Genomic DNA, 20,154 nt, shown 5'->3' on the forward strand with positions numbered 1-20,154 from the left:
GGCAGACACGACGACGCCCCGCCCGCCGCGAGGACGGGCGGGGCGCCGGTGGGTGCCTGCCTCAGTGGGTGGGGAAGCCCAGGCTGATCTGCGACTCGCTGGGCTCGGGCCAGCGGCTGCTGACCACCTTGCGGCGGGTGTAGAAGTTGAAGGCCTCCGGGCCGTACATGTGGGTGTCTCCGAACAGGGAGTCCTTCCAGCCGCCGAAGCTGAACGCGCCCACGGGCACCGGGATGGGGACGTTGACCCCGACCATGCCCACTTCGATGTCGAACTCGAACTCGCGGGCGGTCTTGCCGTCCCGAGTGAACACGGCGGTCCCATTGGCGTAGCGGTTCGCGTTGATGAGCTCCACGGCCTCGTCGTAGCTCTCCACGCGGACCACCGAGAGGACGGGCCCGAAGATCTCCTCGTCGTAGACCTTCATGCCGGGCTTCACGTGGTCCAGCAGGGAGGCACCGATGAAGTAGCCCTCCCCGTCGAAGGTCTTCTCGCGCCCGTCGAGCACCACCGTGGCGCACTCCTCGGCGGCGCCGGCCACATAGCCGGTGACGCGGTCCAGCGCTTCGCGGGTGATCAGCGGCCCCATCTCCGAGGCCGGGTCGGTGCCGTCGCCGATGCTCAGCCCCTCGGCGCGGGTGCGGATCTTCTCCACGAGTTCGTCGGCGATGTCGCCGACGGCGACCGTCACGGAGATCGCCATGCAGCGCTCGCCGGCGGAGCCGTAGGCCGCGGAGACGGCGGCGTCGGCGGCGGAGTCCAGGTCGGCGTCGGGCATGACCACCATGTGGTTCTTCGCCCCGCCGAGGGCCTGGACCCGCTTCCCGTGGGCCGCGCTGGTGGAGTAGATGTACCGGGCGATCGGCGTGGAGCCCACGAAGCTGACCGCCGCGATGCCCGGGTTGACCAGCAGCTCGTCCACGGCCTCCTTGTCGCCGTGGACCACGTTGAGGATGCCGTCCGGCAGTCCGGCGTCGCGGAAGGCCTGGGCGATCAGCAGGGACGCGGAGGGGTCACGCTCGGAGGGTTTGAGGATCACGGCGTTGCCCGCTGCGATGGCGGTGGTGATCATCCACAGCGGCACCATGGCGGGGAAGTTGAACGGGGTGATGCAGGCGACCACGCCCAACGGCTGGCGCACCTGATGGACGTCCACTCCGGTGGCCACCTGCTCGGCGTACTCGCCCTTGAGATGATGCATCAGGCCGGTGCAGAAGTCCACGTTCTCCAGGCCTCGGGTGATCTCGCCGTTCGCATCGGAGAGCACCTTGCCGTGCTCGGCGGTGATCGTGGCCGCCAGCTCGCCGCGCCGCTCGTCGAGGATCTGGCGGGCCTTGAACATGATCTGGGTGCGCTTGGCCAGGCCGGTGCGGCGCCACGCCTTCTGCGCCTCCGCGGCGACGGCGACGGCGTCGCGGACCCGCCCGGCGTCGGCCAGGGCGAGGCGTCCGGTCTCATGCCCCGTGGCGGGGTTGCGCACGGGGGAGTGGCGCTCGGCGTCGGTGATCATCTCTGCGCCGATGATGTGTCCGATCACGGGCAGCTCGCCGTCGACGCCGACGGCGGCACCGGTGGGGGAGGTCGTGGGGGTGGTGGAGGTCATGGATATCAGGCCTTTCTGGTCTCTGCGGGTGCGGCGTCGCCGGTGGTCTCGGAGGAACCCTCGGTGCCGGCAGTGCCGGTCCCGTCCCACCCGGGGGCGCCGCCGTCGGGGGAGGTGTACTTCACGATGAGGGAGCAGTCCTTGTCCGCGTAGCCTTCACCGATGAGCTGCTCGAAGCGGCGATGCGCCAGCTGCGCGGCCTCCAGACGCACTCCGGTCTTCTCGCCGGCATCGAGGGCGAGGCTGATGTCCTTGTGCGCCAGGTCGGCGCGGAAGGTCGCGTCATAGTTGCGGTTCGCGGCGGCGGAGTCCACGACGCCGGGCACCGGGTACCAGGTCTGCTGGGCCCAGGAATGCCCGGAGGAGACGGAGACGATCTCCCAGAAGACCTTCGGGTCGAGCCCGAGCTGCTCGGCCAGCTGGGACCCCTCGGAGGCGGCCATGAGGTCGATGAACAGCATCATGTTGTTGCAGATCTTCGCCGCGATGCCGGCCGTCGGCCCGCCGGCGGCGATGACCTTGCCCGCCATGGGCTCGATGAGTGCCGAGGCGTCGGCCACCGCGGACTCCTCGCCGCCGACCATGAAGGCCAGGGTGCCGGCGGCCGCCCCGGAGATCCCTCCGGAGACGGGGGCGTCCACGAAGCGGAACCCCCGGGCGGCGGACTCGTCATGGCAGTGCTGCGACGTCTCGATGTCCACGGTGGAGGAGTCCGCCAGCAGGGTGGTCTTCTCGGCGGTGGCCCAGATCCCGTCCTCACCGCCGAACACGGCCCGGACGTGCTCGCCCTTGGGGAGCATGGTGAACACGACGTCGGCACCGGCGACGGCCTCGGCGATGGTGCCCACCGTCTGCACGCCGTGGGCGGCGGCCGCCGAGGCGGCTCCGGCATCCAGGTCGAAGCCGCGCACCGTGTGCCCGGCCTGCACCAGGTTCGCCGTCATGGGGCCGCCCATGTTCCCCAGCCCGATCCATCCATAGGTGGCCATGCGCTCCTCCTCGAGTCGTGGGTCCGGCCTCCTGTGCCGGTTCGGTCACGCCGTGCGGGAACCCTCGCACGGGTGTGTCATGCCTCACACTAAGAGGTGCCGCCTGCGGCTTCAATGCACGATGGGCCGGGAAAATTGCACGCACAATGTGCATCTGCGCACACTGGTCCGCATGACGGATCACCCCTCCGGGGAGCCCCAGGCACAGCATCTCGACGCGCTGATGACCTTCCTCTCCGTGGCGCGGCTGGGCCGCTACACCGCCGCGGCCGACGCCTTGGGCATCAACCACTCCACCGTCTCCCGGCGCATCGCCGGACTTGAGCGGTCCCTGGGTGGACGGGTGCTGGCCCGCACCCCGTCCGGCTGGGAGGTCACCGCGCTCGGGCAGCGGGCGCTCGCGGCCGCCGAACGCGTGGAGGACGCACTGGCCTCTCTGGCCGGAGACGGCGAGCAGGACGGCCGCATCTCCGGTGTGGTGCGATTGGGCTCCCCAGATGCCTTCGCCGTCCATCTGGCCACCTCGGCCCTGGCCGAGCTGCAGCAGGCCAACCCGAACCTGGCGGTGGAGCTCATCAGCGCCACCCAGCGGGCCCGGCAGAACCGTTCCGGCCTCGACCTGGAGATCGTGGTCGGCCGTCCGCAGATCCACCGGGCGCAGGCCGAGCACGTCATGGACTATGCGCTGCGGCTCTACGCCACCGAGGAGTACCTGGCCCGTCACGGGCGCCCGGCGGACCTCTCCGAGCTGGCCGGTCATCGGCTCAACTACTACGTGGAGGCGGTGCTGACCATCGACGACCTCGACCGCGCCACGCAGAGGCTGCCGACCATGCGCCGCGGCATCGCCTCCACCAATGTGCTCTCCCATGTCACCGCCACCACCGCCGGAGCCGGCATCGGGCTGCTGCCTGACTACGTGGCCGTCCACCACTCGGAGCTGATCCACCTGCTGCCCGAACACTATGTCCACCGCCTGTCCTACTGGGCGGTGGGCCGGCAGGAGGCGCTGCGCAATCCTGCGGTGCAGGCGGTCTACGCCGCGCTCCGCGAGCACGGCCGTCGCACGGAGCAGCGGCTGCGCTCAGTCGGGCAGGTCTGAACCGGAGAGCTCCTCGAGCATCAGGGCCACATGCAGGGTGGTCAGCGTCTCGCCGTCGTCCAGCGGGCGTCCGAGGCGACGTTCCAGACTCTCCAGCCGGGCGTACAGCGTAGGACGGCTGACTCCCAGCCGGGCGGCGAGCTGCGTCTTGCTGCCGCGCGTGCGCACCAGGGCTTCGATCAGCGCCCTCAGGTCACGGGTCTCCGCGTCGGTGCCGCGCAGCAGGCGCAGCTCATGGGCGAGCAGCCGTTCGACGACGTCGCGCCGTTCCAGCTCGGCGAGCACTCCCCAGAGCCGGATGTCCCCTGCGGTCCAGAACTCCGGGACCGCCGGCCGGAGGTGCCGGCCCCGGCCGCGCAGCGACGCGGCCAGCGCGGCGACCTCCCAGGCGGCGTCCAGCTCTCGGCGCGCGCCGTGCAGTGACTGTGCGGGCTCGCCCAGCGCGGCGGTGCACCGCAGAGCCGCCTCGGGAAGCCGTCGGCGCAGGGATCGCTCCACCGCCCGGCACAGCCGTGCCGTGGGAGGCTGGACGTCCATGCCGGCTGGAGCCGCGGCGAGCACCGCCAGGGAGCGGTGATGGCAGCTGCCCACCAGCAGCGGCATGTGCAGCTGGGCGCCGGCCTGGCGCACGACGCCGGCCAGCGCCTCCAGCGACCAGCCGCGCTGCGGGAGCGCCCCCGCGGAGGCGTCCACCGCGAACACCAGGGGGATCAGTCGAGCGGAGGAGGGCAGGCCCAGACTGCGGGCGCGTTCGACGGCGACCGCCTCGGCCAGCGGAGGGACGGCGGCGAGGTCCTCGAGCAGCGCGCTGGTGGCCTCCAGCAGCGGATCCTGATCACGGACGTGCCCACCGGTCCGCAGCTGGCGGGCGACCAGCTCGCGGTGCAGGTGCTCCGTGATCTCCACGAATCGCACCACCTGGGAGAACCGCAGCACCGGGGTCAGGGTGTGGGCGTCCGGGCGTTCGGCGCGCTCCGCGCAGACCCGTTCCAGCGCGGCCGCCAGCCGGGGGCGCTCGGGCAGCACCTCCACAGCGAGCCCGGCGGCGTCGACGTCGTCGAGATCCTCCAGATAGCCGCGCAGCAGCTCCTCCAGGTCCTGACGCCCCTCATGCAGCAGGGGCAGGGTGGACAGGATGAGCTCCCCGCCCTGCAGCAGGGGACCTGGGCGGGGCTCGCCGATGACATGGGCCCAGCGGACCGGGTGCTCCAAGGAGACGCCGGGGCTGAGCAGCTGGGGGCGGCCGGCGGCCATCGGGGGCAGGGTGAGCGCCTCGTGGAGGGTGACGGCGGCATGATCGAGAGCAGGCATGGTCTTGACAGTATGTAAGAAAACAAGGTGATGTGTCTCACATCCTGGTCCTTCCGGTGGGCTTCTCCGCAAGGAACCATGGACCGCACGGGACGTCGCGGCTCCGGTGATGCCGGGGCCGACGTCGCACGGCGGGAGAAGACCCCCCCCTCACGGAAGGTGACAGGCGACGATGAACCACACGCAGACCTCCGACTCCCAGGCGTCCGGCTCACCGGCATCAGGTGTTCCGGCAACAGGTGCTCCGGCGTCAGGTGCTCCGGCAGGTGACCCGATCAGCGCCGAGCGCCTGGCCGCCGGCCGGCGAGCCTATGACCTGGACCGACAGCATGTCTTCCACTCCTGGAGCGCCCAGGAGAAGATCACCCCCATGACGATCCTGGACGCCGAGGGGTCCTGGATCTGGGACGGGGACGGCAACCGGCTGCTGGACTTCACCTCCCAGCTGATCTTCACCAACGCGGGCCACCGGCATCCCGCCATCGTGCGGGCCATCCAGGAGCAGGCCGCCGAGCTGTGCACCGTGGCGCCGCAGCACGTCAACATCGCCCGCTCCGAGGCCGCGCGGCTCATCACCGAGCTGCTGCCCGAGGACATCCAGCACGTGTTCTTCACCAACGGGGGTGCCGACGCCAACGAGCACGCGGTCCGCATGGCGCGGCTGCACACGGGGCGACACAAGGTGCTCTCCGCCTACCGCTCCTATCACGGGGGTACCCAGCTGGCGATCAACCTCACCGGGGACCCCCGCCGGCTCCCCTCCGACCACGCCGCCGACGGCGTCGTGCACTTCATGCCCGCCTACACCTACCGGTCCCATTTCGGCGCGCAGGACGACCACCAGGAGGCCGAACGTGCGCTGCAGCATCTGCAGGACGTCGTCGCCTACGAGGGCGGCGACCAGATCGCGGCGATCATCCTCGAACCCGTCCCCGGCACCGCGGGGATCTACGTGCCTCCGCCGGGATACCTCAAGGGCGTGCGGCGGCTCTGCGATGAGCACGGCATCGTGCTGATCATCGACGAGGTGATGGTCGGGTTCGGGCGCACCGGCGCCTGGTTCGCCCACCAGCACGCCGGCATCGAACCGGACATCGTCACCTTCGCCAAGGGCGTGACCTCCGGCTACGTGCCGATGGGCGGCGTGGCCATGGACGATGCGATCTATTCCAGCTTCGCGCAGACCCCCTACCCGGGTGGACTGACCTATTCGGGCCACCCGTTGGCCGCGGCCGCCGCCGTCGCCACCATCACGGCGATGCGCGAGGAGCGCATGGTGGAGCACGCGCGCTGGCTGGGGGAGGAGGTCATCGGCCCACGGGCGGCCCGCTTCCTGGAGGACCACCCGAGCGTCGGCGACGTGCGCGGGCTCGGCGCCTTCTGGGCGGTGGAGCTGGTGGCCGACCGGCAGACCCGGGCCCCGCTGGCTCCCTACGGGCAGACCCCGGAGGTCATGGGGAGGATCGTGGCGGAGGCGAAGCACCGCGGGGTGCTGCCGTTCACGAATATGAATCGCATCCACATCGCCCCGCCGATCAACATCTCTGCGGAGGACGCGCTGACCGGTCTGGACGCCCTCGACGCCGCGCTCGCGGTGGCCGACGACCACGTGGCCCGTACGGCCGACGACGGTGCGGCGGGCTGAGCCATGTTCGGGCTGCCGACGAGCACCACCGTGATCATGGCCGCGGTCATGGGCTTCTGGGTGGTCTACACGCTCGTGTTCTATGTCAGCACGCGCGGCTGGGCCGTGGAGGACGCCGACTACGAGGGGCGACCGCCCGTCCGCGGTGAGGCCCCCTCCACATCGCGGCACCGGGACGCGGACGGGGGCGAGGACGCATGAGCGTGGAGATCGTCTTCCTGGTGGTCTACTTCCTGATGCTGTTGGCCATCGGGGCCTGGGTCTCGAGGATCAGCACCCGGGACCGGGAGGGCTACCTGCTGGGCGGCCGCAGCCTCGGGCCCGCGGTGACCGCGCTGCGCCTGCAGAGCACCTCCATGTCCGGCTACATGTTCCTGGGCGCCGGCGGGCTGGGCTACTCCCAGGGGTACTTCTCGATGTGGTACGCCCTCGGCGACCTCGGCGGCGGCGTGCTGAACCTCTCGGTGCTGGGACGGCGCATGCGCAAGCTCTCCCACCTGCTGGGCTCGATCACCTCCATCGGGTACCTCGAGCATCGCTATCCTTCGGCGTGGACCCGGGCCGTCGCCGCACCGATCGCGCTGTTCTGCATGTTCTTCTATGTGCTCGCCCAGCTGCTCGCCGGCGGCCAGGGGCTCTCCATGGTCACCGGCCTGGACCTCAACGTCTCGCTGATCATCGCGGTGGGCGTCATCGTGGGCTACACCCTGATGGGCGGCTACCTGGCGGTGGCCTACACGGACTTTGCCCAGGCGATCATCCTCGTCATCGGCATGCTGTGGATCCTGATCGCCACGCTGCAGCATGTCGGCGGGCTCACTGCCGGCCACGAGGGCATCGGAGCGATCAACCAGAACCTGCTCACCATGTGGGGAGCCGAGGGCCAGTACTTCGGGCAGTGGGGCATCATCCTCGGAGCGCTGCTGGTGTTCAGCATCGGCTATATGGGCTGGCCGCACGTCAACGTCAGCCACATGTCCATGCGGCGCCCATCGGTGGCCCGCCGTGCCGGGCTCTATGCCACCGGCTTCAACCTGCTGTTCATCCCCGGCGCGTACCTGGTGGGCATGATGGCGCTGCTGATCGTGCCGAACCTGGACGACCCGGAGATGGCGATCTTCAGCGTGGCCGAGACCGTCCTGCCGTCCTTCGCCGTCGGGTTGGTCATGGCCGCGATCATGGCGGCCATCATGTCGACGGCGGATGCGCTGCTGCTGCAGGCGGGCACCATCGCCTCCCAGGACCTGTGGGGCCGGTTCGTGCAGAAGAACATGTCCGAGCGTTCGGCGGTCGCGGTCTCCCGGCTGACCATCCTCATCCTCGCGGTGATCGGGCTCGTGCTTGCCATGACCCGGCCGCCGGGGGTCTTCGACGTCGTCGTCTTCGCCACCTCCGTGCTGGGTGCGGCCTTCGTGCCGGCCTATGTGTGTGCCGTGTGGTGGAAGCGGGCCAACTCCGCCGGGGCGATCTCCTCCATGATCGCCGGCACCGTCGGGGCGGTGGCCGCCGAGATGCTCGGCTCGGCCGACGGTCTCGGGGTCGACGCCATGGTTGTGGGGATCCTGTCCTCGACCGTGACGATCGTGGTGGTCTCCCTGGCGACGGCGTCGGTGGACCCGGTGCCGGAGAGAGTGCTGCGTGCGGTGGAGGAGACGGCCAAGGTGGGCGCCGTCCCGGCCCGGTTCGTCCTCGGGGAGGACGCCTCGCTGGCCACGCAGCGGCCGCAGCAGGAGGGTCGGGAGCGTGGTTGAGACCGTCCGGTCCATATCGGGCGTGCCTCAGGCGGCGCCCCCGACGGCGCCCCCGACCGCGGAGCCACCGCTGGTGCCGGACTGTGCCTGGCCGGTGCAGATCGGCAGGGAGCAGGCGGTGCAGACCGTGGCCGGTCGCCTTCCACCGCCCGGGGCCGCGGACCTGCAGGCCGAGCTGCATCTGCATCCGCTGCTCGCAGTGGAGTTCGTGGGCTCCACCCGGCCCGGGGCGCGCAGACCCCCGCTGACCGGCCACGCGCTGGTCGATCTGATCGGCGGACGGGCCTATGTCGCCGAGCCCTGGACCGAGGTCGAGTTCCTGGCTCTCGATCAGCTCTCCGCCGCGAGCCCCGCGCCTGAGGCACAGATCGGACGGGAGGAGGCCGTGCGCGCCGCACGCCGGGTCCTGGGCAACGTGCTCCTGCGTCGACGTCGCTGGGGGATCGGCGGTGGGCTGACCCTCGGGCGTGACCCGGTCTGCGTGGCGAAGCCGAACTGGTGGATCACCGGCGCTGCTGGAGGCAGGGCCGTCGAGGTGCTGGTGGACGCCGTCTCCGGGCGGCACTACGCGTTCCGCGCGTGAGCGTGCCGGGACACGGCGTCGCAATGTCCCGGTGACGTGACTGACATGTCTGAAGCAGAGAATGAACCTGACGAAACAGTGAGGTCGAGGACGAGGAGAGGTGTGCATGACCTGGCAGAGAAGACCTACACGAACTGCGGTGATCCTCTGGACCTGCGTCATCCTCGGATTCGCCGTCATGGAGTTCCCCGGTGTGCTCTTCTTCCATGACGTCGCCGAGCCGAGGATCTTCGGGATGCCGTTCATCTATGGATTCACGATCATCGTCTGGGCCCTGATGTGTGTGGTCCTGTTCATCGGCTACCGCACCCATTGGGGCCGGAGGAGGGCAGACGTCGACGATGCCGCCCCTGAGTCCGGCGCGGACGGAGGAGAGCACGCATGACCACCACCGAGATCGTCGGACTCCTGGTGATTGGCAGCTTCCTGCTGATCCCCCTGATCATGGGCGGGCTGGCCTCACGGAAGGCTGCGGCCACCGCGGAGGACTTCTTCATCCAAGGCCGCGGCATGGGCTCCATCGCGGTCTTCTTCACCGTGGCGGCCACATGGTGGAGCGCCTTCGCCTTCCTCGGCTCCAACGCGAGCTTCTACCTGGACGGGCCCCTCTACTGGACCGCCATCGCCTGGAACATCTTCTTCGGGGTCATGTACTACCTCGTGGGCAAGCGCATCTGGTTCCACGGCAAGCGGGGCCGCTACGTCACCCCGCGGGACTTCTTCGTGGACCTCTACGGCTCCCGGAAGCTGGGCACCTTCATCGCGGTCATCCTGCTGGTCTTCACGCTGCCGCATCTGCAGATCCAGCTCACCGGCGGGGCGTATCTGATGGAGGTCGCCTCGAACGGGGTTCTGCCGTTCTGGCTGGCCGGGCTGCTGTTCTACCTGGTCATCATCATCTACGTCTGGTCCGGCGGCCTGCGTGCGGTCGCCTGGACCGACATCTTCTACGGCGTCCTGCTCTTCACCGGAATGATCACCGCCGGGATCTTCCTGGTCGGCGAGGTGGGCGGCATGGGCACCATGTTCGACGAGATCGAGCAGATCCAGCCGGAGAACCTGATCCTTGCCGACGGTGCATGGATGGCGTGGATCGCGATGTTCGTCATCACACCCATCGGCGCCTTCATGGGGCCGCAGATGTGGACTCGCATGTATGCGACACGGTCGCCCCGGCTGTTCGACCTGATGCCGTTCCTGCTCGCCGTCGCGGCGATCAGCTATGTCGGCTCCATGCTGATCGGCAATGCCGCGGTGGTCCTGGACCCGGACGTGGAGGCGGCCGATCAGGTGCTGCCACGCATGCTGCTGGACTATGCGCCGATCGTGCTGGCGCTGGTGCTGATCGCCTGCGGTGCCGCTGCGGCGATGTCGACGGCGAACTCCCAGGTCCACGCCATGGCCGCCAGCTACACCGTGGACTTCCATGAGAAGTACGTGCAGAAGAACCTCACGGAGAACAAGCGGGTGTGGGTCGGTCGCTGGGCGATCCTGGTGTTCTCTGCCGTCGCCTACGTGATGACGCTGTACATCCCGGGTCTGCTGGTCACGATCGGCCTGGTCGCCTTCGCCGGTCTGGCCCAGGTCATCGTCCCCACCCTGGGAGCCCTGTTCTGGTCGCGGGCCAGCGTGGCCGGCGCGACGGCGGGGCTGGTGGTCGGCGTCGGCGGCGTCGTCCTGTTCACGGCGGTGCCGGAGGTGCTGCCAGGACCCTTCGCCGCCGGCGGCGGGGGACTGCTGGCGCTGCTGCTGAACATCGTCGTGTTCATCGGGGTGAGTCTGGTGACCCGCCCGCGGGAGCCGGGGATCATGGCGACGTTCCGGGCGCGGACCCGGGACTTCCGGAAGGAGCTCTGGGACTCGGAGGACCAGGAGCAGACGGGCCAGGAGCAGGCGGGTCAGGCACAGGCGGACCGGCGCTGAGGGCACGAGCATCACAGACGAGGAGAATCAGCATGACCGAGCAGAGCACGAGCTCCGGGTCCGCGCCGCACCGCGCGGACGGCGACGCATGGGGCCCGGACCGCGAGATGTTCCTGCGGGACTTCCACCACACGACGAGGTTCGGCGCCACCGAGGCCGGAGGCATCGACCGTCAGGCCGGCACAGCGGAGCACGGACAGGTGCGGGACTGGTTCGAGAGCCGCGCCGAGGAGCTCGGCTTCACAGTGACCACCGATGAGATCGGCAACATCTTCGCCGTGAGCCGGTGGGTGGAGGGCGCCCCGTGCGTGGTGGTCGGCTCCCATCTGGACAGCCAGCCCCTCGGCGGTCGTTTCGACGGCACCTACGGGGTTGTGGCCGCGCTCCATGCGGCGGCCGCACTGGACGCCGCGGTCGCCGCCGGAACCCTGATGCCGCAGGTCAACGTGGCGGTGGTGGACTGGTTCAACGAGGAGGGTGCCCGCTTCCCGCCGTCGATCATGGGCAGCTCCGTGTATGCGGGCCTGCTGGACGCCGACCAGACGCGCCAGACCCGGGATCCGCAGGGCGTCACGGTGGAGGAGGCGTTGCAGTCCATCGGTCGCCGAGGGGACGGACCGGGGCCGCAGGCCGCCGCCTACGCAGAGATCCACATCGAACAGGGACGCCGGCTGGAACGGGCCGAGGTGCCCATCGGGATCGTCGAGCGGAGCTGGCACACGCAGAAGCTCCTCGTCAGCGTGGTCGGGGAGCAGTCCCACACTGGCGCCACGCTGATGGCCGACCGCCGTGACGCCCTGGTGGCGGCGTCGCGGGCGGTGATCGCCGTGGAGGACGTGGTCCGGCACTTCGAGCCGGAGTCCATCGTCACCTCGGTGGGAAAGTTCGACGTCGAGCCGAACTCACCGATCGTGGTGCCCCGCCAGGTGGACCTCGTCGTAGACCTGCGCGCGGACCGCCGCCAGGACGTGGAGCGGGCGCGCGAACTGCTGCTGAACGAGTTCGCGGACATCGCCGCGCGCAGTCGCGTGGAGATCAGCGCGGAGGACTTCGACGTCCGGCCCGTCCAGACGTTCCCCGAGGCGGGGCTCGATCTGGCCGCCAAGGCCTGCCGCGACGTCGGGGTGGAGTCCCTGAGGCTCACGACCTTGGCAGGCCACGACTCCATACCGATGAACCGCATCGTGCCTGCCGTGATGCTCTTCGTCCCGTCGGCGGACGGCGTCTCACACTGCGAGCGTGAGTTCACCTCCGACGCGGATCTGGTCACCGGCCTGGAGGTGCTCACCGCGCTGGTGACGCGTCTGGTGACGGGGGAACTGGACGGCGTCGCGCCAGGAGGCCGGCTCCAGGAGGCGGAGGAGGCATGACGGCGGAAGCCATGGCCTCGCAGGCCGACGGTCGCAGCGACTGCCTGGCCCATCTGTCCGCGCGGGAGGTGCTCCGCCGTTTCGCCCGACGGGACCTCGCCCCCTCCGAGTATCTGGAGCAGCTGCTGGAACGCATCGATGCCGACGCGGAGGCCGAGCCGCCGGTGAACGCGTTCACCGAGGTCCTGCGGGATCAGGCGCGCCGTGAGGCCAGGGCGGCGGATGACCACTATGCCGCGGGGAGCGGGACAGCCGAAGGGGACAGGAGACGGCTCGTGGGCCTGCCCGTGGCGACCAAAGAGAAGCATGCGCTCGCCGGACGGACCCTGAGCCAGGGCATGGCCGCCTACGCCGACGAGATCGCGGGCGAGGACCATCCCGTGGTGCAGCGGCTGCGCCGTCACGGCGGGGTCATCCACGCGAGGACCACCTCCCCGGAGTTCTCCTGTGCGACCTTCACCCACACGCGGCTGTGGGGTGTGACCCGCAACCCCTGGGACAGGTCGCTGAGCCCCGGAGGATCCTCCGGCGGGGCAGCGGCCGCCCTCGCTGCGGGCCTGACCCCGCTGGCCACCGCCTCGGACATCGCCGGTTCCACCCGGCTGCCAGCGTCGTTCACCGGAGTGGTCGGCTATAAGGGGCCCTATGGCTCTGTGCCGGGCGTCGGACCCTTCGCCGCCGACTGGTACCGCGGTGACGGGGCCATGGGACGGACCGTGGGGGACGTCGCCCTGCTCACCGAAGTCATCCGCGGGGTCCATCCCGCCGACCACGCCACCGTGCCCACGCAGGCCGTGCCGTCAGCCGACGCTGACCGGGCGCCGGAGGATCTGCGGGGACGTCGCATCGCCTACAGCGCGGCGTTGGGCGACTACCCCGTGCAGCGCTCGGTCCGTGAGCAGGTCGACGCGGCGGTCCTCGCCATGGAGCAGGCCGGGGCGGAGATCGTCGAGGTGTCGCCGCCGTGGACGACGTCGGAGATCCGTGAGACCACGATGGCGCACTTCGGACACATCCTCGCCGAGGGTATGAGTCGACTGCTCGCCGGCCGCGAGGAGACCGCGGAGGACTACACGCTGCGGTTCATCGCCGATGCTCGGGCCCACGCCCGCCGGCTCTCGCTGTTCGAGACGCTCGAACGGGAAGCCGCCATGCAGGCCCAGCTGGCCACGGTCATGGAAGGAGCCGATGTGCTCGTCACTCCGACCTCCGCCGTGCTGGCGCTCCCCGCGGAGGCCCGGTGTCTGGACGGGTTGACCGTTCCCGATGTGGCCTCCGGGGGAGACCGGCATGTGGAGCATTACTGGGAGGCCCATATGACCGTCCCGTTCAACGTGGCGAACAGGTGCCCGGTGCTGTCGGTCCCGGCGGGCGTGGCTCGGGGAGTGCCGGTCGGTCTGCAGATCGTCGGGCATCCCTACGACGAGAGCACGGTGTTCGACGTCGCCGCGCGGTTCGAGCAGATCCGGCCCTGGCGGCACCGGCGGCCGCCCGCACCCGACGACGTCTGACTCATACCGCCTGACCGACCCTGCTGACCCGACCTGCTGACCCGCACCGGAGCACCCACCTGACAGGAGGCCCCACCATGGTGGACACCATCATCACCGGAGCCCGTATCCGGCCCATGACGTCCCAGCATGGTGCGGCCGAAGCGGCCGAGACCGCGCTCGCCGTCGCCGACGGCCGGATCACGCATCTCGGCACCGATGAGGAGATCCGTGCACTGGCCGGCCCGGGCACGGAGATCATCGACGCCGCCGGGGCCGTGCTCACTCCCGGGCTGATCGACTCCCATATGCACCCGGTCTGGGGTGCAGAGCTGGCGGTCGGACTGGATCTCGACGGGCTGACCGAGCTGGCGCAGGTCCGCCAGGCCGTCGCCGCCGCGGCCGCCGAGTTGTCGCCCGGAGGCTGGATCCGCGGCTGGAACCTGGACTACAAGGCCTTCGACGGGCATGGGATCCGCGGCGACCTCCTCGATGAGGCCGCCGCCGGGCACCCATTGGCCCTGATCTTCTACGACCTCCACACGGGCCTGGCCAACCAGCCGGCTCTGGACGCGGCGGGGCTCGACGTCGACCACGTCTTCTCCGACGCCAGCGAGATCGTCCGCGGTCCGGACGGGCGCCCCACCGGAGAGCTGCGGGAGATCCCCGCCTTCATGGCTGTACTGGACGCCGCACCCCCGGGCGGCGGCGAGGAGGTCGCGGTCCGGGTGCAGCGGATCCTGGCTCAGAGTGCGGCCTCCGGGGTGACCAGTGCGGTGGTCATGGACGGCCGCGATTCCACGCTGAGCACGCTGGAGGAGGTGGAGGCGCTGCCCGGGGGTCTGCCCGTGCGTCTCCACATCGCGCTGTGGCACCAGCCGGGAGACGACGATGCCGCCGTCGCGGACCGGATCCTGCGCCTCGGCGACGCTGGGGCCGAGCATCCCGGGGGACCCCGGTTCCAGGTCTCCCTGATCAAGATGTTCCTCGACGGCGTCATCGACGCCGGCACCGCCTGGCTCCACGAACCCGACGCCGCAGGCGACTCGACCCGCCCGTTCTGGCATTCGGTGCGGCGCTACGACCAGGTGTGCCGGGCCTACCATGAGGCGGGATTCCAGCTGGCCACCCATTCCTGCGGCGACGCCGGCGTCGCGCACGCGCTGCAGGTGTACCACACCCTGGAGGGGGCGTCCGGCCCAGCGCACTCCCTTCACGGGGCACCGCACCGCATCGAGCATCTGGAGACCCTGACCGATGACGACGTCGCGGCGCTGGCCGCCTCGGGAGTGGTCGCCTCCATGCAGCCGCTGCATATGCAGTGGCGCGAGGCGGACCATTCCGACTCCTTCGCGGCCCGGCTGGGCCCGGAGCGTGCCGGGCACGCCTACCGGACCCGGGACGTCCTCGACGCCGGAGGCCGCCTTGCGCTCGGGTCCGACTGGCCGGTGGCTCAGTTGGACGCCCGGCTCGGCATGGCCTGGGCGCAGCTGCGACGGACCCCCGGTGACCCGACGGCGCCGGTGTTCGAGCCGGAGCAGCGCCTCAGCGCGGCCGAGGCGCTGCTGGGGTACACCCGCTGGGCGGCCGAGGCGCTCGGCCGGGAGGACCTCGGCGTCGTCGCACCGGGTGCGGTCGCCGACCTGGCTCTCTGGGAGGAGGACCCGATCACCGCGGACCCGGACCACCTTCCGGAGCTCCCGGCGCGGTGCACGCTGCTCGGCGGGCAGGTCACCGTCGGCTGAGCGTCAGGTTCTGCACCACCAGATCACGTCTGCCCCACCAGATATGGGTGTGCAGACGTGATCTGATGGTGCAGATGCGCGGGGGACGGGGGCAGCACGCGACGGCGACGGCGACGGCGGCGCGGCCCGCTGGTCAGAGCAGCGTCCAGGCCTCGCTGAGCACGTGACGCAGGATCTGCTCGATCTCCTCGAAGTCGTCCGGTCCGGCGATCAGCGGCGGGCTGAGCTGGATGACGGGGTCGCCGCGGTCGTCCGCTCGGCAGTAGAGGCCTTCCTCGAAGAGCTTCTTGGAGATGAACCCGAAGAGGATCCGCTCGGACTCCTCGGCGCTGAAGCTGGCCCGGGTGGTCTTGTCCTTGACCAGCTCGATCCCGTAGAAGTAGCCCTCGCCGCGGACATCGCCGACGATCGGCAGGTCGAGCAGCCGCTCCAGGGTGCTGCGGAAGGTGCCGGCGTGCTGCTGCACATGCTCGAGGACGCCCTCGGACTCGAAGATCTCCAGGTTCTTCACCCCGACGGCGGTGGAGGCCGGGTGGCCGCCGAAGGTGTAGCCGTGGCCGAACATGGCCCCGGACTGCAGGAAGGGCTCCATGAGTCGCTCCGAGGCGAGCACGGCTCCCAGGGGCGCGTAGCCGGAGGTGATGCCCTTGGCGGTGGTGATCATGTCCGGCTGGTAGTCGAAGTGCTCGGCGCCGAACATGTGGCCCAGCCGGCCGAAGGCGCAGATGACCTCGTCGGAGACCAGCAGCACGTCGTGCTCGTCGCAGATCTCGCGGACCCGCTGGAAGTATCCGGGTGGGGGTGGGAAGCAGCCGCCGGCGTTCTGCACGGGCTCCAGGAACACGGCGGCCACCGAGTCCGCACCCTCCGCCTCGATGGCCAGGCCGATCTGGTCGGCCGCCCATCGGCCGAAGCGCTCCAGGCTCTGCTCATCGGTGACCTCCAGGGCTCCGGCGGTCAGCTCGGAGGCCCGGTAGGCGTTGGTGTTGCTGACGTGCACCGTGCTGGGAACCAGGGGCTCGAACGGCTGCTTCAGTCCGGCGAGCCCTGTGATGGACAGTGCTCCGTGGGTGGTGCCGTGATAGGCGGTGGTCCGGCTGATGACCTTGTGCTTGCCGGGGCGTCCCGTCAGCCGGAAGTAGTTCTTGGCCAGCTTCCAGGCGGTCTCCACGGCCTCGCTGCCGCTGTTGGTGAAGAACACGCGGTCCAGGTCCCCGGGTGTGAGACCGGCGAGCCGTTCGGCCAGCTCGATGGCGGGCGGATGCGCATAGGACCACAGCGGCATGAACTCCAAGGTCCCCATCTGCTGCGCGGCCGCCTCGGCGAGATCCCGCCGGCCGTGGCCCAGCTGGGAGGTGAAGAGGCCGGCGAGCCCGTCGATGTAGCGCTTCCCGTCGGCATCCCACAGGTGGACGCCCTCTCCGCGCGTCATGATCGGCACGCCGGTCTCGGGAAGGTCGCCGTGCCGGGTGAAGTGCATCCACAGGTGCTGGGTGGCCGCGGACTGGAGGCGGGAGGCCTCCTCCGGGGGGAGGGCTCGTTCAGTCATGGACCCATGGTGCCCCGGGTCACCCTCGGATTCAAGAGAATCAGCGAACTTTATCTGTATCAGCGACGAAATCAGTTGTTCACAAGCCGATGCTTGGCTTGATCCGTACATCCCCTGTAGCGTAGGTCGAAGTGACCTGGATCACATCAGATGCGCGGCTCGCACGGAGCCGAGCAGGAGATAGGAGGCCACGGATGGCACTGACGGAGTTCTTCAACGTGATCGACGGCCAGACGGTGCCTGCGGTCACCGGGGCGACCTATGACGTCATCGCCCCCCACACGGGCGAGGTCTACGCCCGGGCGCCGCTCTCCGGAGCCGACGACGTCGACGCGGCCTTCGCCGCGGCGGCCCGGGCCTTCGAGAGCTGGAAGCGGACAACTCCGAAGGAACGTGGCGAGGCGCTGCTGAAGATCGCCGACGCGTTGGAGGCGCGCTTCGACGAGTTCGTCGACGCCGAATGCCAGGACACCGGCAAGCCCCGTCACCTCACCGCCTCCGAGGAGATGCCGGTCAACATCGACCACTTCCGCTTCTTCGCCGGCGCCGGCCGCCTGCTGGAGGGCAAGGCGGCGGCCGAGTACATGGAGGACCACACCTCCTTCGTGCGCCGGGAGCCGATCGGCGTCGTCGGCCAGGTCACCCCGTGGAACTACCCGCTGCCCATGCTGATCTGGAAGGTCGCCCCCGCCCTGGCCGCCGGCAACACGATCGTGCTCAAGCCCAGCGACACCACGCCGGCCACCTCCACGCTGTTCGCCGAGCTCTGCGCACAGATCCTCCCGCCGGGAGTGTTCAATGTGATCTGCGGGGACCGCGACACCGGCCGCGCCCTGGTCGCGCACCCGGTGCCCGAGATGGTCGCCATCACCGGGTCGGTGCGCGCGGGCATGCAGGTGGCGCAGGCGGCCTCCCAGGACCTGAAGAAGGTGCATCTGGAGCTCGGCGGCAAGGCCCCGGTGATCGTCCATGACGACGCCGACCTCGCCTCCGCCGCCGAGGGCATCGCGGCGGCCGGGTACTTCAACGCCGGCCAGGACTGCACGGCGGCGACCCGTGTGCTCGTCCACGAGTCCGTCCACGACGAGTTCCTCGCCGCGCTGAAGGCACAGGCCGAGAGCACCACGCTGGGCGGCCCCGACGATGAGGCCGACGTCTGCCCGCTGAACAACGCGGACCAGCTGGCCACGGTCACCGCGAAGGTCGACGCGCGGCCGGAGCACGTGCAGCTGATCACCGGCGGGCACCGGGTGGGGGAGAGCGGCTACTTCTACGCCCCCACGATCCTGGACGGGCTCGCCCAGGACGACGAGCTCATCCAGGAGGAGATCTTCGGCCCCGTCATCACCGTGCAGACCTTCTCCTCCGAGGCCGAGGCCCTCACGATGGCGAACGACGTGAAGTACGGGCTGGCCTCCAGCGTGTGGACCACCGATCACGGCCGGGCGATGCGGGCCGCCAAGGAGCTGGACTTCGGCTGCGTGTGGATCAACACCCACATCCCCTACCTCTCGGAGATGCCGCACGGCGGCTTCAAGCACTCCGGCTACGGCAAGGACCTCTCCCTGTACGGCCTCGAGGACTACACCCGCATCAAGCACGTCATGAGCTTCATCGGAGACGGCGAGTAGGACGGAGCGTCATGGAGACCACGACGACCACTGGCTGGGGGCGGCGCGCGCTCCAGGGCGCGCGCCCGGTCCCGCTGTGGCTGGACACCCCGGACCGCCCCGCCGCACGGCCTCCCGTCAAGGACGGGGAGCAGGCGGACCTGCTGGTGGTCGGCGGCGGGTTCACCGGACTGTGGACTGCCCTGCGCGCCGTCGAACGTTCACCGGGCACCCGGGTGCTGCTGGTGGAGGCCGACAGGCTCGCCGAGCAGGCCACCGGACGCAACGGCGGTTTCTGCGAGGCCAGCCTGACCCATGGGGAGGAGAACGGCCGCAGCCGCTGGCCGCAGGAGTACGAAGCCCTCGAACGCCTGGGGCTGCGCAACCTCGACGAGATCGAGGAGACGATCGCCCGGTACGGCATCGACTGCGGCTTCGCACGTGGCGGGTCGCTCACCGTGGCCACCCGCCCCCATGAGGTCGCCTCCCTCGCTCCGGAGGACCCCGGGTTCCTCGACGCCGAGGCGGTGCGCGCCCACCTGGACTCGCCGACCTACTTGGCGGGACGGCACGACGCGCGCGGCACCGCCGTCGTCGATCCCGCCCGCCTCGCCTGGGGCCTGGCCGAGACCGCCGAACGTCTGGGGGTGCGGATCGCCGAGCGCAGCCGCGTCACGCAGCTGCGGCAGCTCCCCGGCGGCGACGGCGTCACGGTCCGGCTCCAGACCCCGCACGGCTCCGCGGGCGTCAGCGCCAGGCAGGTGGTGCTGGCCACCAACGCCTTCCCGAACCCGCTGGGCCGCTCGTGGCGGCATCTGCGCACCCGCTGGGAGACCGTGCCCGTCTACGACTACGTCCTCGCCACCGAGCCGCTCACCGCCGAGCAGCTGGCCGCCCTGAGGTGGGACCCCTCCGTCGGCGTGGCCGATGCCGGCAACCAGTTCCACTACTACCGGATCACCCCGGACCGGCGGATCCTGTGGGGAGGCTACGACGTCGTCTACCACTTCGGCCGGTCCATCCGGGAGGACCACCTGGACAGGCCGCAGACCTTCCAGCGGCTCGCCGACCACTTCGCGGCGACCTTCCCCCAGCTGGAGGGAATCCGATTCACCCACCGATGGGCCGGGGTCATCGACACCTCCACTCAGTTCTGCGCCCTGTTCGGCCAGGCCCACGGGGGTCGCACCGTCTACGCGACCGGGTTCACGGGCCTCGGGGTGGGAGCCTCCCGCTTCGCCGCCGACGTCATGCTGGACCGGCTGCAGGGCCTGGACACCGCACGCACCCGGCTGGAGATGGTCCGGAAGCGCCCTCCGCCCTTCCCACCGGAACCCTTCGCCTGGCTGGGGATCATGATCACCACCTGGGCCCGTGCCCGGGAGGACGCGACCGGGCGGCGCAACCTCTGGCTCCGCACCCTGGACCGGCTCGGACTCGGATTCGACTCCTGAGGGGGAGCAGACCCGCAGCCACCACCCGC

The 20,154-nt window shown here is 70.3% G+C and carries 16 protein-coding genes; 12 read left to right on the forward strand and 4 right to left on the reverse strand.

Translation table 11 applies throughout. The annotated features are described in order from the left end of the window. Positions 1-61: 61 nt before the first annotated feature. Entirely contained in the window at positions 62-1,603 is a 1,542-nt protein-coding gene (locus SD455_RS08615) for a CoA-acylating methylmalonate-semialdehyde dehydrogenase (protein WP_445507833.1), read from the reverse strand. 5 nt (positions 1,604-1,608) lie between these two features. Next, positions 1,609-2,592: a 3-hydroxyisobutyrate dehydrogenase gene (gene mmsB, locus SD455_RS08620; RefSeq protein ID WP_445507834.1), complete on the reverse strand. Its 984-nt coding sequence runs from the start codon at positions 2,590-2,592 to the stop codon at positions 1,609-1,611. A 172-nt stretch (positions 2,593-2,764) separates the two neighbouring features. Here mmsB and SD455_RS08625 point away from each other — a divergent pair, with 172 nt between their 5' ends. After that, positions 2,765-3,694, forward strand: a complete 930-nt coding sequence (locus SD455_RS08625) for a LysR family transcriptional regulator (protein ID WP_237090179.1) — start codon at positions 2,765-2,767, stop codon at positions 3,692-3,694. On the opposite strand, the gene SD455_RS08630 is transcribed toward SD455_RS08625, so the two are convergent. Continuing rightward, positions 3,677-5,005 (reverse strand): PucR family transcriptional regulator, encoded by a 1,329-nt coding sequence (locus SD455_RS08630; RefSeq protein ID WP_445507835.1) that lies wholly within the window; start codon positions 5,003-5,005, stop codon positions 3,677-3,679. The two genes, SD455_RS08625 and SD455_RS08630, sit on opposite strands and share 18 nt — an antisense overlap. Before the next feature lie 172 nt (positions 5,006-5,177). On the opposite strand from SD455_RS08630, the gene SD455_RS08635 reads away from it, so the two are divergent. From SD455_RS08635 to SD455_RS08675, 9 genes are all read left to right on the forward strand, one after another. Then, on the forward strand, positions 5,178-6,650 hold the full coding sequence (locus SD455_RS08635) for an aspartate aminotransferase family protein (protein ID WP_445507836.1): 1,473 nt from the start codon (positions 5,178-5,180) through the stop codon (positions 6,648-6,650). 3 nt (positions 6,651-6,653) lie between these two features. Next, complete coding sequence (locus SD455_RS08640; protein ID WP_070160665.1) at positions 6,654-6,851, forward strand: hypothetical protein; 198 nt, start codon at positions 6,654-6,656, stop codon at positions 6,849-6,851. Further along, positions 6,848-8,401 (forward strand): sodium/proline symporter, encoded by a 1,554-nt coding sequence (locus SD455_RS08645; RefSeq protein ID WP_070160667.1) that lies wholly within the window; start codon positions 6,848-6,850, stop codon positions 8,399-8,401. The genes SD455_RS08640 and SD455_RS08645 overlap by 4 nt, the downstream gene beginning before the upstream one ends. After that, positions 8,394-8,984: a hypothetical protein gene (locus SD455_RS08650; protein ID WP_445507837.1), complete on the forward strand. Its 591-nt coding sequence runs from the start codon at positions 8,394-8,396 to the stop codon at positions 8,982-8,984. Before SD455_RS08645 ends, SD455_RS08650 begins: the two co-directional genes overlap by 8 nt. 106 nt (positions 8,985-9,090) lie before the next feature. Beyond that, positions 9,091-9,369 (forward strand): hypothetical protein, encoded by a 279-nt coding sequence (locus SD455_RS08655; protein WP_311025165.1) that lies wholly within the window; start codon positions 9,091-9,093, stop codon positions 9,367-9,369. Continuing rightward, entirely contained in the window at positions 9,366-10,907 is a 1,542-nt protein-coding gene (locus tag SD455_RS08660) for a sodium:solute symporter family protein (protein ID WP_445507838.1), read from the forward strand. Before SD455_RS08655 ends, SD455_RS08660 begins: the two co-directional genes overlap by 4 nt. A gap of 32 nt (positions 10,908-10,939) precedes the next feature. Further along, positions 10,940-12,277: a M20 family metallo-hydrolase gene (locus tag SD455_RS08665; protein ID WP_085437806.1), complete on the forward strand. Its 1,338-nt coding sequence runs from the start codon at positions 10,940-10,942 to the stop codon at positions 12,275-12,277. Beyond that, entirely contained in the window at positions 12,274-13,788 is a 1,515-nt protein-coding gene (locus SD455_RS08670) for an amidase (RefSeq protein WP_237090159.1), read from the forward strand. The genes SD455_RS08665 and SD455_RS08670 overlap by 4 nt, the downstream gene beginning before the upstream one ends. Before the next feature lie 77 nt (positions 13,789-13,865). Then, entirely contained in the window at positions 13,866-15,512 is a 1,647-nt protein-coding gene (locus SD455_RS08675) for an amidohydrolase (RefSeq protein WP_445507839.1), read from the forward strand. A gap of 133 nt (positions 15,513-15,645) precedes the next feature. Here the strand turns inward: SD455_RS08675 and SD455_RS08680 are convergent, their stop codons facing one another. Further along, positions 15,646-17,061: an aspartate aminotransferase family protein gene (locus SD455_RS08680; protein WP_070160674.1), complete on the reverse strand. Its 1,416-nt coding sequence runs from the start codon at positions 17,059-17,061 to the stop codon at positions 15,646-15,648. A gap of 194 nt (positions 17,062-17,255) precedes the next feature. Between SD455_RS08680 and SD455_RS08685 the strand changes: the two genes are divergently transcribed. Together SD455_RS08685 and SD455_RS08690 are read left to right on the forward strand one after the other, a co-directional pair. Then, complete coding sequence (locus tag SD455_RS08685; RefSeq protein ID WP_070160676.1) at positions 17,256-18,692, forward strand: gamma-aminobutyraldehyde dehydrogenase; 1,437 nt, start codon at positions 17,256-17,258, stop codon at positions 18,690-18,692. Positions 18,693-18,703: 11 nt separating this feature from the next. Continuing rightward, the gene (locus SD455_RS08690) at positions 18,704-20,125 is read left to right on the forward strand and encodes an NAD(P)/FAD-dependent oxidoreductase (protein ID WP_445507840.1); all 1,422 of its coding nucleotides are present in this window, start codon (positions 18,704-18,706) and stop codon (positions 20,123-20,125) included. Positions 20,126-20,154: the final 29 nt, after the last annotated feature.

The organism is Nesterenkonia sp. K-15-9-6 (assembly GCF_052656005.1).